This is a genomic window from Nesterenkonia cremea, assembly GCF_014642675.1.
Lineage (GTDB): Bacteria > Actinomycetota > Actinomycetes > Actinomycetales > Micrococcaceae > Nesterenkonia > Nesterenkonia cremea.
This window is the reverse complement of record NZ_BMIS01000009.1, coordinates 65,650-78,201: the sequence shown is the minus strand read 5'-3', so window position 1 is coordinate 78,201 and position 12,552 is coordinate 65,650. Positions and strand designations below refer to the sequence as shown.

General features: G+C 67.1%; 11 protein-coding genes. 4 read left to right on the top strand and 7 right to left on the bottom strand.

The genetic code is table 11. The annotated features are described in order from the left end of the window. Positions 1-174 precede the first annotated feature (174 nt). The 3 genes from IEW85_RS10370 (at position 175) to IEW85_RS10360 (ending at position 3,501) form a co-directional block, all read left to right on the top strand. Positions 175-1,563, top strand: a complete 1,389-nt coding sequence (locus IEW85_RS10370) for an FAD-binding oxidoreductase (protein ID WP_188685398.1) — start codon at positions 175-177, stop codon at positions 1,561-1,563. A gap of 84 nt (positions 1,564-1,647) precedes the next feature. Next, a complete protein-coding gene (locus tag IEW85_RS10365) occupies positions 1,648-2,448 on the top strand; it encodes a methyltransferase domain-containing protein (protein WP_188685396.1) in 801 nt (266 codons plus the stop codon). Between the two features lie 78 nt (positions 2,449-2,526). Further along, a complete protein-coding gene (locus IEW85_RS10360) occupies positions 2,527-3,501 on the top strand; it encodes a CPBP family intramembrane glutamic endopeptidase (protein ID WP_188685394.1) in 975 nt (324 codons plus the stop codon). A gap of 192 nt (positions 3,502-3,693) precedes the next feature. On the opposite strand, the gene IEW85_RS10355 is transcribed toward IEW85_RS10360, so the two are convergent. Beyond that, complete coding sequence (locus IEW85_RS10355) at positions 3,694-4,650, bottom strand: hypothetical protein (RefSeq protein ID WP_188685392.1); 957 nt, start codon at positions 4,648-4,650, stop codon at positions 3,694-3,696. 255 nt (positions 4,651-4,905) lie between these two features. On the opposite strand from IEW85_RS10355, the gene IEW85_RS10350 reads away from it, so the two are divergent. Beyond that, positions 4,906-5,235, top strand: a complete 330-nt coding sequence (locus IEW85_RS10350) for a winged helix-turn-helix domain-containing protein (RefSeq protein ID WP_188685390.1) — start codon at positions 4,906-4,908, stop codon at positions 5,233-5,235. Between the two features lie 10 nt (positions 5,236-5,245). On the opposite strand, the gene trmB is transcribed toward IEW85_RS10350, so the two are convergent. From trmB to dnaK, 6 genes are all read right to left on the bottom strand, one after another. Then, positions 5,246-6,088, bottom strand: coding sequence for a tRNA (guanosine(46)-N7)-methyltransferase TrmB (gene trmB / locus IEW85_RS10345; RefSeq protein ID WP_188685388.1), 843 nt, complete (start codon positions 6,086-6,088; stop codon positions 5,246-5,248). Further along, positions 6,088-8,016, bottom strand: coding sequence for a penicillin-binding transpeptidase domain-containing protein (locus IEW85_RS10340; protein WP_188685386.1), 1,929 nt, complete (start codon positions 8,014-8,016; stop codon positions 6,088-6,090). Before IEW85_RS10340 ends, trmB begins: the two co-directional genes overlap by 1 nt. Positions 8,017-8,058: 42 nt before the next feature. Continuing rightward, positions 8,059-8,499: a heat shock protein transcriptional repressor HspR gene (locus tag IEW85_RS10335; protein WP_229658957.1), complete on the bottom strand. Its 441-nt coding sequence runs from the start codon at positions 8,497-8,499 to the stop codon at positions 8,059-8,061. 46 nt (positions 8,500-8,545) lie between these two features. Further along, positions 8,546-9,505 (bottom strand): DnaJ C-terminal domain-containing protein, encoded by a 960-nt coding sequence (locus tag IEW85_RS10330; protein ID WP_188685384.1) that lies wholly within the window; start codon positions 9,503-9,505, stop codon positions 8,546-8,548. Positions 9,506-9,620: 115 nt separating this feature from the next. Continuing rightward, on the bottom strand, positions 9,621-10,367 hold the full coding sequence (locus IEW85_RS10325; RefSeq protein WP_188685383.1) for a nucleotide exchange factor GrpE: 747 nt from the start codon (positions 10,365-10,367) through the stop codon (positions 9,621-9,623). 13 nt (positions 10,368-10,380) lie between these two features. Next, positions 10,381-12,240 carry a molecular chaperone DnaK gene (gene dnaK / locus IEW85_RS10320; RefSeq protein WP_188685380.1) on the bottom strand — a complete coding sequence of 620 codons (1,860 nt, stop codon included), beginning with the start codon at positions 12,238-12,240 and terminating at the stop codon, positions 10,381-10,383. Positions 12,241-12,552 lie beyond the last annotated feature (312 nt).

Genomic DNA, 12,552 nt, shown 5'->3' with positions numbered 1-12,552 from the left:
CGTCGTGAAGCACCCGCCGCACCACCCTCGTTTTACCAAGCAGAACTCAGAGAACCCCTGCAGATTCGGGCAGGTAAAGCTAGAACCGGCTGGTAAAGCGAGAGTTTCGCGTCTCCAGGAGTCGGAACGGGCTCCTGGGGACGCCTCCCTCCCTGGACCATGCAGAATAGAGGCATGGCAGAGACTTCCAGCGACGCCGTCGTCGCGGCATTGACCGAATCCCTCGGTGATCTGGTCATCACCGATCCCGCCCTGCGCGCCCAGAAGGCCCAGGACCGTTCCTATCACCCGGGCGAACCGCCGCTTGCCGTGGTTCGGCCGTCCAGCACCGAGGAGGTGGCCGCAGCGGTGCGGATCTGCTCGCTGCACAACACTCCGGTGGTCCCCCGCGGCTCCGGCACTGGGCTGGAGGGCGGATCCACCACCAGCGCACAGAGCATCTGCCTGGACCTCTCCCCGATGGACCAGGTCATCGAGATCGCCGCCGATGACATGTACGCCAAGGTCCAGGCCGGTGTCATGAAGTCCTCGCTGAACACTGCCCTGCAGCCCCACGGCCTGATGTTCCCCGTGGGACCCGGAGTGGACGCCAGCGTGGGCGGAATGACCTCCACCAGCGCCAGCGGCACCACCGCCGTCAGCTACGGCACGCTGAAGGAGAACGTCATCGGGCTGACCGCCGTGCTGGCCGACGGCACAGTGGTCACCACCGGCGGGATCACCAAGAAGTCCTCGGCCGGCTATGACCTCACCCATCTGCTGGTGGGCGCGGAGGGCACACTCGGGGTCATCACCGAGGTCACCGTGAAGGTCCACCCCATCCCGGAGACCGCCCAGGTCAGCATCTGGTCCCTGCCCACTCTGGCCGCGGCCACCGAGCTGGTGGTCGCCGCGCTGCGCTCCTCGCTGCGGATCGCCCGGGTGGAGCTGCTCGATGAGCTGACCATCGGCGCCCTGGCCGACCACAACGGCATGACCTTCCCGGTGGCACCCACGCTGATGGTGGAGTTCGAGGGCAACGACGCCGATGTGGCCGCCCAGTTCGCCCAGTTCAGCGCCCTGGCCGGGACGTATGCGGCCACACTGGCCGACCAGGCCACCGACCCGGCAGAGTCCGCGCGGATCTGGCAGGCCCGCCATGATGCGCTGCCGGCGTCGTTGTCTCTGATCCCCGGCTCCACCCCGATGATCTCGGATGTCTGCGTGCCCATCTCCCGGCTGGCCGAGGCGGTGCTGGCCGCCAAGCAGGACGTGGACGAGGCCGGACTGATCGCGCCGATCGTCGGGCATGTGGGTGACGGGAACTTCCACGTGGCCTATGTGCTGCCGCCGGAGGACGTCGAGACCTTCGAGAAGGCCAAGGCCATCAATCAGCAGGTGGTGGCCCGCGCGCTGGAGGCCGGCGGCACCTGCACCGGCGAGCACGGGATCGGCAGCGGCAAAGTCACCTCCATGGCCGAGGAACACGCCTCGGCCATCCCGGCCATGCTGGCGATCAAGCAGGCCCTGGACCCGCAGAACATCATGAACCCCGGCAAGGTCGTGCCGGACACCGGCCTATGACTCCTAGCCTGTGACCCAGGTTTCAACATGTCCCTGCGTGACGGGTCCGGCGTCGGGCCGGCTGTGGAAACCTAGAATGAGTCCATGCCCAGCTCCCCGTGGAATCCGGGGGCGTATCTGACCTACGCCTCGGAACGCACTCAGCCCTTCATCGACCTGCTCCAGCGCACCCAACGCCCGGAGGCCGTCACCATCATCGACCTGGGCTGCGGCCCCGGCAACGGCATGCCCATCCTGCGGGCCATGTACCCCCACGCCCAGATCATCGGGGTGGACTCCAGTGCGGAGATGCTCGAGCGCGCCGCCGCCTCCACTGAGGCCGACGCCGGCATCCGCTACGTCCACGCCGACATCCGCGACCTCAGCCTGGGGGCCCTCGGACTGGAGCAGCCCGCTGACCTGGTGGTCTCCAATGCGGCCCTGCAGTGGTTGCCCGACCACCGCGCCCTGCTCCCTCGGCTCATGGAGCTGGTGGCCCCCGGCGGTGCCCTCTCGGTGCAGGTTCCCGGCAACTTCAACGCGCCCAGCCACCAACTGCTGGCCGAGTATGCGGCCAAGCCCGAGTTCGCCCGTCACATCGACCCGGACTCGCTGCTGCAGCCCACCGCTGAGCCGACCGACTACATGCACGACGTCGCTCAGCCCGGGTGGACCGTGGACGCCTGGGAGACCCGCTACCACCACGTCCTGCAGGGCGAGGATCCGGTCTTCCAGTGGATCTCCTCCACTGCCGCACGCCCGGTGCTGCAGGCGCTTCCCGACGCCGAGCGTGAGCAGTTCATCGCCGACTACGCCGCTGCACTGCGCGAGGCCTACCCGCAGAGCCGCATCGGCACCATCCTTCCGTTCCGGCGCCTGTTCTTCATCGCCCGACGCCAGGGCTGAACACCTGAGACCGCGGACCCTGGAGAGCGCGAACGGCGAATATCGCCTCTCCAGGGTGAACCGGTATCGTCGGGGCCTGTGACTACCGCCAGCGTCCCCCGCACACCACTGGTCATCCTGAGCACCTTTGTGGTGGTCAGCCTCGCCTTGGGCTGGCTGATCGCCACACCGCTGGTCCTGCTGGACCCCACAGAACTGGCGGAGGCCCCCATGGATGCCTACTACAACCTGTTCATGCTCACCCCGGCAGTGGCCGCCGTCGTCGCCTATCTGCTGGAGCGCCGCCAGAGCGTGACCACCCTGTACGGACACATCACCGACGACGACGCCGACCGCTTCCGTCCGCAGAAGCTGGTCGACGCCCTGGGCATCACCCCGCTGCGCCCGGTGGGCCGGCTGCTGGGCTGGAGCGTGCTGGCGCTGCTCATCTTCTTCGTCTTCAGCCTGGCCGCCCTGCCGCTGGGCGGACTGCTGGGGGTCTATCCCTTCGACTCCTCCATGCCGATCTTCGTCCAGGACCTGGGCACCCGGCTGGGCCATGACCCCACGGAGTTCATCGCCACCGGCCTGCTGGTCGAGGCCGGAGTCATCTTCGGCATGGCCGCAGCCCTGGTCTTCCTGCACGCCGGCCAGGAGATGGGCTGGCGCGGCTACCTCTACCCGCGGCTGCAGCAGCGTTGGGGCGTGCTGCCCGCAGTGGGACTGACCGGCCTGGCCTCGGGCCTCTGGTACGCCCCGCTGCTGTCGGTGGGCTTCTTCTACGACCAGACCGCGCTCTTCGAGGCGCTGGTCCTGATGCTCGGCTTCTGCACCATCATCGGCGGCCTGCTGGCTTGGTTGCGTATGCGCTCAGGCTCCATCTGGCCTGCGGCCTTCGCTCAGTCCATGATCACCGCGGCCACTGTGCTGCACTACTGGTTCTCTGAGTTCGGCGGGAACATCGACTTCCGCATGGCCACGCTGCAGGGCTGGTCCGGCTGGATCATCCCGGCCGTGGTGCTTGCGGTGCTGCTGCTCTTTCGGAAGAAGACCTTCGCCTTCCCGGTCCGCTGAGCCCGCTGCCCCTCCCCTCTTCCGTTTGGTTGGCGCGCAGGTGTCGGAATAGGCGCATTTTCGGGCCCTTTCCGACACCTGCGCGACAACTGAACGGCAAGAAGGCAGCACTGAGGGCCCGGGAGTGTGAACTCGACCGGACCCTCAGGCTTCCGTTCCCACCAGGTGGGTCTGTGCGTCAGCGGCCGTCGCTCAGCTGACCTCCTCCTCCATCAGATCGATCTGATCGGCGAGGATCTCGTCGATGTCCTCGGGCTCCTCGAAGGACTCCCCGATAACCATCACGTGGTTGTTGCCGAAGCTCTGGCCGGCCATGTAGAAGTACCCGTCGACATCGCCGTCCTGGTACCGCATCTGCACGCCGTTGCCGCCATCGATCAGCTCGTACTCGATCTCGATGCCCGGCCCCTCGGTGACAGTGCCGCACTCGTCCACGACGTCCTCGTAGTAGCCGTCGAAGAAGTCGTGTTCCTCAGGGGTGCTCACCAGCATGGTGTAGGCCGTCTGGCCCTGCGCCTCCGCGGTGTACTCCACCGCCGACTGTGCGTCCTCCTCAATGTCATCCACAGCCTCGATGGCGTCATTGCACTCCTGAGAGGCGGCACTCATGTCCAGATTGAAGTTCTTATAGAAGCTGGCGTCACTGTGCTGATCAAAGGCGACCTGCGGCTCCTCCTCGAACTCCCAGCCGGTGGGCAGCTCGTCCTCGGTCAGAGCCACCTCGGTGAGCACCGACGCGCCCAGAGGGCCCGCGAAATCGCCCTCGGAACCGGAGTCGGCGTCGTCACCCTCGCCCTCATCCAGCGGATCCTCGTCGTCATCCTCGTCATTCAGGGGATCCTCATCGTCCTCATCCCCCGCGTCGAAGGCATCCTCGATGTCCTCGAAGCCTTCGATTCCCTCCAGCCGCTCAGCCAGCTCCTTAAGCATCTCCAGGTAGTCCTCCTGGCTGAAGCCGGATCCCACGGCCTCCGGAGAGGAGGCATGGGCGCCGGCGACGCCGAAGGTGCTGGTCAGCGCGAAGGCCGCCATTCCGGCGCCCAGTCGGGCAGACGCCCGACGACGGCGACCCTGCGCCTTTTCTGCGCGCTTCAGCTCAACAGTCTGGTCGGTGATGGTCTGGTCAGTCTCAGCGGTGATGCGGTCCATGACTCTTCCCTTTCGCTCCGCACGGTCACTCCCGGCTTCGCGGAAGCAATTTGCTTACGTTGCAATAGTAATCATAAAGGTTTTGCCGATGCAACCCGAGCTGCGAACTTTCCGCTGAGAAATTTTCGACATACCTGCTTTACACAGGCGACAAAGCAGGGAAACGCCGCTCTCCTACGCTGGTCTCACAGTGGTGATGGACCGAGCGGAATGGATCTGAGAAGGAACGATGATGGAACGGGGTGCACGTGAGCGATGACAGAGACTGCACCTGAGGTCGCCGACGACGACTACTCGCTCAGTATGCGCACGCGCTCCGGAGAGCTGGAGATCGTGGGCAATGAGGTGCGCCTGCCGGAGCCCCATCAGGAGCCGATCCGCCTGGCCCCCGGCCCGCTGGCACTGATGCGCGTGCTCGTCAAGGCCCAGGGTGCAGTTCTCTCCCGCAATCATCTGCTGACCGTGCTGCCGCACTGCGGCTCCGAGCACGCCCTGGAGATGTGGGTGTCACGGCTGAGGCGCTCCCTGCCCGACCCGGAGATGGTCAAGACAGTGGTCAAACGCGGCTACCGCCTCGCCGTCTGAGCAGCAGCCCTCAGGAGGAGCTGCGGACGAAGGTCAGATCGAAGATCTTCCGTCCCACGTTCAGCGCTTTGGCCTCGAAGCCGGTGAGGGTGCGTCCGGCGAACCGAGGTGCCCATCCGCCGTCGTGGTCCAGTGCCTCCTCCAGCGGCAGTGGAGCGGTCTCCTTGCCCAGACTGGCGGCGTCGAGGTCTCCCAACCGGACCTCGGTCAGCGGGGACCCCTCCCCGGCCCCTTCCCCCGCGTGGGGGTTCACGAAGTGCTCGGAGGCGGAGATCAGCTCGCGCATCTGCACCGCATAGGAGGACCAGTCGGTGGCCAGACGCCAGATGCCACCCTCGGGCAGGACGCGGGCGGCGCGCTCGATGAACTCCTCCTGGACCAGGCGGCGCTTATTGTGCTTCTTCTTATGCCACGGGTCTGGGAAGAAGATCCACAGCTCGGCCAGGGCGCCTGCCGAGATGAGCTTGTCCAAGACCTCCGGGGCGTTGGCCACGGCCACGCGCACATTGGTCAGCCCCTCGCGGCGCAGCCGGCTGGCCAGCTGGGCGGCACCGGGACGGTAGACCTCCACGGCGATGAAGTCGTTCTCCGGGTTGTCGGCCGCGGCATGGGCCACCGCCTCGCCGGAGCCGGAGCCGATCTCCAGGATCAGCGGGGCCGTGCGGCCGAACTCGGCCTCCCAGTCGATGCTGAACCCATCGGCCACCGAGGTGTCGTGATCACCGTGCGGGATGTCGAGCAGCTCGTGGCCCAACGCGGCATCCCAGGCGCGCTGGTAGCTGGGCTTGAGCCGGTTGCTGCGGCGGACGAAGGAGAAAGGGTGGCGCAGGGGACGCTTGGCAGGTTCAGTCATCAGGAGCCAAGGATATCGTGTGCGCCGCTGAGGAACTCATGCAGCAGCGGTCCGTTGGTGGAGCCGCCGAACTCACCCTCCTCCAGGAAGATCGCCACGGCCAGGTCTCCCTGGACGGCGATCACCCAGGTGTGGGCGTAGGTGTCGTCGCCGTCGCCGGCTTCTGCGGTGCCGGTCTTGGCGTAGACATGCTCTCCGGGCACCTCCTCCATGCTCTCCAGCGTGCCGAAGGAGACCGTATCGGTCATCAGGGTCAGCAGGTCCTCACCCTCCTCCTCGCTCAGGCCCTCGCCCTCGCGGGGCTCATCCGGGACTGCCAGATGCGGGTGGACCGTCTGGCCGGCGCCGATGGAGGCGGCCACTGTCGCCATACCCAGCACCGAGGCCTCCACCTCACCCTGACCGAAGAGGTTGGCCGCGTGAAGATTGCCCTCGCTGTCATCCGGGACCGAGCCCTTGATGGCGGGAACGCCGATGCCCATATCATTGTCCAGGCCCAGGTCCAGGGCCGCCTGGGCCACCTCCTCGGAGGTGACGTCATCATAGGCGGCGGCGAAGAGGGTGTTGCAGGAGGCAGCCACCGCATCACGGAAGGGCAGAGTGCCCACGTATTCGCTCGGGTAGCCCGGCACATTGCCGAATTCCTGGCCGTGGACCACAGTGCTGTTCGGGCAGCTGACCTGGGAGTCCGGGGTCAGGCCGTCGCGCAGCATGGCCAGGGCCGAGACCACCTTGAACGTGGAGCCGGGCGCATAGGTGGACTGGGTGGCGTGCTCCACCTGGCCGCCGTCGGGGTTGTGGCTGGCCGAGGCCAAGATCCCGCCGTCGGAGGGCCGGACGGCCACCAGGGAGGCGGTGACGTCCTGATCGTCCACGAGCTCCTGGGCCAGGTCCTGCATCCGCGGGTCCAGGCTGGTCTCCAGATCCTCGCCGGCCTCGGCGTCCAGGGAGAAGACCTCTTGGCCGTCCATCTCGATGCTGATCCCCGGGGCGCCGCGCAGCCGCTCATCATGAACCGACTGCAGCCCGCCCATGCCGACCATGTCACCGGCCAACAGCGTGGGGTCCTCCTCCAGGTGGTCTGCAGTGACCGGACCCACCCGGCCCAGCAGCAGCGGGGCGAAGTCGGAGGACTCGGCCAGCGGCATCTGGTCCTCATGGGCCACTGCGCCGGGGATGGCCTCCAGCTCGGCGGCAGTGACGGCGTCGGAGTCGCGGCGGTGGACGATGGCCTCCACGAAGGCCTCATCGCCGTGGGCGAGCACCGACTCGGCATACTCCTCAGCGTCGATTCCCACCAGCTCGGCCAGCTCCTCGGCGGCCGCGCGCTGGGTGTCCTCATCCGGGGTGCCCTCGCCCAGCTGGGTCTTATCGATGCCGATCCGCAGCACATCGCGCTCATAGACCATGGCGGTGCCGGCGTCGTCCATGATGCGGCCGCGCTCGGCGGCCACCGTGTTCAGCCCCACAGTCTCATACCCGCCGTAGCTGGGGTAGATGACCTCGGTGCCGGCGTCGAGCTGCCAGGACTCGGCGTCCTCGCTGTAGATGAAGGTGGCCGCAGTCTCGTACTCCCAGGCCTCGTCCTCCACGCCCAGGGGCTCCAGATCCCAGCTGTGGTGCAGCTGGACATCCGCAGTGGGCGGCTGAGGAGACTCCTCCTCCGGCTCGTCCAGCTCGATCTCACCCACAGTGATCTCAGGGCTCAGGTCATCCAGGGGACCACGGAGGTTCTCGACGCCGTCCACCAGCTCCGCCACGCCGCCGCTGCGCATCTCGACGCCGCCGAAGTCACCGGAGGTCAGGGCATCGGCCAGAGCCGCCGCGTCCTGGTCGATGAGATCGGCCGCATCCTCGGAGCAGCCGGACAGGACCAGGAGCGCCGCAACACCCAGAACGGGAGCTGAACGTGAGCTGGAGAAACGCATGCCCCCAGTATGGATCACACCGGGGACATGCAGCAGAAGATGTCAGCGGTCCCGCCACAGGACCATGGCCTGAGTGCGCGGACGGGGCCTGCGGCCACGGGCCACAGTGACCACATCACCGTGGGGCCCGACGGCGAAGACGCGCGGCTTGGTGGAGTGGCGCTCGGCCTCGCGCAGCTCGTAGCGCAGCTCGTCCACCGTCTCCTCCAGCTCCTCCACGCGGTTCTGCAGCTGCAGGATCCGACGGATCCCCTCTAGGGAGACGCCCTCCTGGGAGAGCTGCTGGATCTGGCGCAGCTGGTCCACGTCATAGGGAGAATAGCGCCGGTGGCGTCCACCCTGACGGCGCGGGATGACCAGGCCCATGCGGTCGTACTGGCGCAGGGTCTGGGGGTGCATATCAGCCAGCTCGGCGGCCACGGAGATCACGAACAGCGGGAAATGCCGCTGCTCCGGCTCCGACATCCGGGGGTCCTCCGCCATCTGTGCCTCCTTCAGCCCCTATTCTCCCGCGTGAAGCGACTGTCTTCTAGACTGCGGCCTTCTCCTCGAGTCCCTCCCGGGGGTCGATGCTGCGAGTAGCCTCAGCATAGGCCCGGACGGCCTCCAACGCCTCCTCCGGCAGGTCCTTGGGGACCTGGACGTCCACGACGACGAGCATGTCGCCCTGGCTGTTCTTCCGGCGGATCCCGTGGCCCTTCAGGCGCAGCACCTTGCCGGAGCCGCTGCCGGCCGGGACCTTGATCTTGACCTTCTCGCCGTGGACGGTGGGGACCTCCACCGTGGTGCCCAGGGCCGCCTCGTCGAAGGAGACGGGCAGGTGCACGCGGATGGTGTCGCCGTCGCGCTCGAAGAAGCGGTGCGGGCTGATGCTGACCTCCACCAACAGATCGCCGGCACCGCCGGGACCCTGCTGGCCCTTGCCCTTGACCCGGACCTTCTGGCCGTCCTTGACTCCGGCGGGGATGCGCACATCGATGACGCTGCCGTTCTGCTCGCGCAGACCCACAGTGGTCCCGCGGACGGCGCCGGAGAAGGAGATGGTGGTCTTGGCGGTGCGGTCAGCACCCTTGGCGGGGGCTCCGCCGCCGAAGCGGCCGCCCATCCCGCCGAACAGGTCTGCGAAGTCGGGGCCTCCTCCGAAGCGGCCGCCGCCGGTGCCCGGGGCTCCGCCGCCGAAGAGGTTCCCGAAGAGGTCTTCGAAGCCGCCGCCTCCGCCTCCGCCTGCGGGGCTGCCGGAGAAGCGGGCGCCCGAGCCCATAGCTCGGATGGCGTCGTACTGTTCACGCTGCTCCGGATCGGAGAGCACAGTGTTGGCTTCGGAGACGTCCTTGAACTTCTGCTCGGCCGCCTCGTCACCGGGGTTCTTATCCGGGTGGTACTGGCGGGCGAGCTTGCGGTACGCCTTCTTGATCTCTTCCTCGGAGGCGTCCTTGGAGACGCCCAGAATGGCGTAGAAGTCCTTCTCGACCCAATCCTGTGAGGCCACTGGAGCGCCTCCCTCCTTCGTGAAGTCTGTGTCTGTGGGATCCGAGCGGGGTTTCGGCCCTCATGACCGGTCATCCGGTCTCATGAGGGCCGAGACCCCTGCTCAGATCACGCGATCACTCTGCCGGACCGCTGGAGACCATCACCTGGGCGGCGCGCAGCAGGCGCTCCCCGTGACGGTAGCCCGAACGCAGCACCACGGCTACGTGATCGGCCTCGATCTCCTCATGCGGCTGCTGCATGATCGCCTCGTGGATGGTCGGGTCGAAGGCGACGCCGACCTCATCGATCCGCTCGAGGCCCTGCTGCTGCAGGACGGTCTCGAGACGGTTGGCGATGTGGGCGAAGGGCCCGTCCTCGAGGTCGCCGGCCTGGCGTGCCGCGGAGATGTCGTCGAGCACCGGCATCAGCTCAGTGATGACCTGGCCGATGGTGCGCTCCTTCTCTGTGGCACGGTCCCGGTCCACGCGACGCCGGTAGTTGACGTACTCCGCCTGGAGACGCTGCAGGTCTGCCTGCAGCTCGGCCTCCCGGTCGGAGGCCGCCTCAGCGGCCACCTCACCTTCGGGCACCTCCTCGACGACGGCGTCGGCCTCCTGGCCGGCGGCGCCGAGGATCTCCTCGGCAGCGCTCACCACTGCGTCGGCATCCTCATCGGCCGAGGCGACCTCGGGCTCCTCGGCTGCGACTGCGGCGTCGTCGGCGGGGTCTTCTGCCGGTGCCTCCGGATCGGTGCCGTGGACGTCCTGGGACTCAGGCTCCATGCCCTCCGGCGCCGAGCTCTCCGGGCCCGTGCCCTCAACGGTCGGGTCCTGCTCAGTCCGGTCCCGGTCATCCGGGGTGTTCGGGTTCTGGTCTGACATGAGTCAGGCCCCCTTACTTGGTCTCGGAGTTCTCGTCCTCGTCGACGACCTCGGCGTCGACGATGTCCTCGTCTTCGGCCGGAGCATCGCCTGCCGGGGCGCCCTCGGCACCTTCGGCGCCGCCCTGGGCGTAGAGGTGCTCACCGATCTTGACCTGGGATGCCTGCAGCTTCTCGAATGCTGCGTCGACCTCCTCGTCGTTCTCGGTGCCCTCCAGAGCCTGCTTCAGAGCGTCGACGTCGGCCTGGACCTCGGTCTTGACCTCCTCGGGCAGCTTCTCATCGTTGTCCTTGAGCAGCTTGTCCACGGAGTAGGCGCTGGCCTCTGCGGCGTTGCGCTTCTCAGCGGCCTCGCGGCGCTTCTTGTCCTCTTCGGCGTGCTGCTCGGCGTCGGCCACCATACGGTCGATGTCCTCCTTGTCCAGGGAGGTGCCGCCGGTGATGGTCATGGACTGCTCGGTGCCGGTGCCCTTGTCCTTGGCGGAGACGTGGACGATGCCGTTGGCGTCGATGTCGAAGGTGACCTCGATCTGCGGCACACCGCGCGGAGCCGGTGCGATGCCGGTCAGCTCGAAGGTGCCCAGCGCCTTGTTGTCGCGGGTGAACTCACGCTCACCCTGGAAGACCTGGACGGCCACCGAGGGCTGGTTGTCCTCCGCGGTGGAGAACACCTCGGAGCGCTTGGTCGGGATCGCAGTGTTGCGCTCGATCAGCTTGGTCATCACACCGCCCTTGGTCTCGATGCCCAGGGACAGCGGGGTGACGTCGATGAGCAGCACGTCCTTGCGCTCACCGGCCAACACGCCGGCCTGCAGAGCCGCACCGACGGCGACGACCTCGTCCGGGTTCACGGACTTGTTGGCCTCCTTGCCGGAGAGCTGCTTGACCAGATCGGCCACCGCGGGCATACGGGTGGAGCCGCCCACGAGGATCACGTGGTCGATCTCGGAGATCTTCACGCCGGCCTCACCGATGACGTCGTTGAACGGCTTCTTGGTGCGGTCCAGCAGGTCCGAGGTCATGTCTTCGAACTTGGCGCGGGACAGGGTCTCATTGACGTGCACCGGGACGCCGTCGCTCTGGGTGGCGTAGGGGATGTTGATGGTGGCGCTGGAGGCGGAGGAGAGCTCCTTCTTGGCGCGCTCAGCCTCTTCCTTCAGACGCGGGACGGCGATCTTGTCCTTGGAGAGGTCCACGCCCTCCTTCTGCTTGACCTGCTCGACCAGCCAGTCGATGATCCGCTGGTCCCAGTCGTCGCCGCCCAGGCGGTTGTCGCCTGCGGTGGAGCGGACCTGGATGGTGGAGAAGTCGTCCTCGTCCTTGCCGACCTCCAGCAGGGAGACGTCGAAGGTGCCGCCGCCGAGGTCGAAGACGAGGATGAGCTCGTCCTCCCTGCCTTTGTCCAGGCCGTAGGCCAGAGCAGCGGCAGTGGGCTCGTTGACGATGCGGGAGACCTTCAGGCCTGCGATCTCGCCGGCCTCCTTGGTGGCCTGGCGCTCGGCGTCGTTGAAGTAGGCGGGCACGGTGATGACAGCCTCGGTGACGTCCTCGCCCAGGTAGGACTCGGCGTCGTGCTTGAGCTTCATCAGGGTGCGGGCAGAGATCTCCTGCGGGGTGTACTTCTTCTCGTCCACCTCCGTGGTCCAGTCGGTGCCCATGTGGCGCTTGACCGAGGCGTAGGTGCGGTCCGGGTTGGACACGGCCTGACGGCGCGCGACCTCACCGACGAGGACCTCGCCGGACTTGGAGAAGCCGACGACGGACGGGGTGGTGCGGGCACCCTCGGCGTTGGCGATGACGGTGGGCTCGCCGCCTTCGAGGACGGTGACCACAGAGTTGGTGGTTCCGAGGTCGATACCTACTGCACGGGACATGTGCGGACTCCTTTCAGAGAGCTCCATAAGGCTTGGCTGACGCTCTGTTGAGCGAACTGGACTCAAGTGTTCACCCGGTTGAATCGGGTGTCAAACTGAGTTGAGTCAGTCACGCTCAACTTTGCTGCATGGGGTCCAACAGCAGTGGCCTCGGGATCATTCCCGCGGTGGTGAGTGGGGCGATTTCTGGGGTGGGGCGCGCGTGGATGCGGAAGCTGCTGCGATGGGCTCGGGGCCGGCGTCGTGGGGATGCGGGGGCGTGGGCACTTCCATCACTGGCGGGAATGAACGCCCCGACGGGTGCAGCTGTTC